This is a genomic window from Bacteroides sp. 1_1_30 (assembly GCF_020982715.1).
GTDB classification, from domain to species: Bacteria; Bacteroidota; Bacteroidia; order Bacteroidales; family Bacteroidaceae; genus Bacteroides; species Bacteroides xylanisolvens.
In genome coordinates this window covers 1-924 of record NZ_JAJKHN010000234.1, presented here as the reverse complement: position 1 = coordinate 924, position 924 = coordinate 1, and the positions used below count along the sequence as shown (strand labels likewise).

Sequence of the window (924 nt, the reverse complement as noted above, 5' to 3'; positions counted from 1 at the left end):
ATCACGAAAGAGGTCTTACCGTTACCGCTGTTGCCCCACACGAACCAGCAGCCCCGGACTTCCGGAGTGTCGAAGGCATCCTTCCATTTCCCTTCGAAAGGGAATACGTCATACTTCTTGTTCAGGATGTCCCTGACATTCAAGGCACGTCTCATGCCCGCTTTTTTATTATCCTTTTTCTCTTCTTCCATGGTCAGAACAGTGTTAGTTGTCGGATATTGTCAATTCGGTCAAGTACGGCCTGCCGTGCGGCACCCCGCAGTTTCTCGTGGCAGAGCATCCTGCCGAGTGCCCACAAAAGGGCATTCTCACGGGTGGCAAACTGTCCCCATTTACGTCCCGGGTTGAAACCACCGCCGGAACCGCCCACCTCCATGTGAACGCCGGCAACCCACCAGCCGTCCTGCTGTCCCACAAGGGCGTCCAGGTAGTCGCGACCATTCCGGTAAACGGTCACCGTCTCGTATTCCCTCAAGACTGGGTAATCGCTCCAGGGAGCGGGAAGCTGCTCGCGACCGTCGATCTTTAAGTATTCAAATTTGTTTTCCATATCCTTAAAATTACGTTTGAACGGTATTTGAACGGGGGTCATTCCCCCGTCATGCGTTTCACCTTGTGAATGGACTTCCTCACACGCCGCAAATCAAAGTCACATGTCGAAGCCTCCTTTATCACCTTATCGATGTCTTTCCTGTCAGTCACACCGTTGGCGGAACAGATCGCAAACACGTCGTTCACGTCCGTAGGCTCCAACTCATAAAATTTCCGTCCGATACGGCTGTAGAACTCCTTGTAGCCGGGCTTCTGGTACCGCAAGCCGTTGCTGATGCGCTTGGCAATATAATCGGTACTCAAGAACACGACACCGCATTTCTCCTCCAGCTTGTTGTACAGGCTGATGAAATAGTGGAACACCGGTTCGGT

At 52.5% G+C, this 924-nt stretch carries 1 protein-coding gene and 2 pseudogenes; all 3 read right to left on the bottom strand.

The window, feature by feature from the left end:
- Positions 1–191: pseudogene (locus LPH68_RS26935) on the bottom strand (hypothetical protein); the annotation flags it as partial.
- 2 nt (positions 192–193) lie between these two features.
- Complete coding sequence (locus LPH68_RS26930) at positions 194–592, bottom strand: hypothetical protein (protein WP_005932412.1); 399 nt, start codon at positions 590–592, stop codon at positions 194–196.
- A pseudogene (locus tag LPH68_RS26925) lies at positions 589–924 on the bottom strand (ATP-binding protein); the annotation flags it as partial. The pseudogene LPH68_RS26925 and the gene LPH68_RS26930, both read right to left, overlap by 4 nt.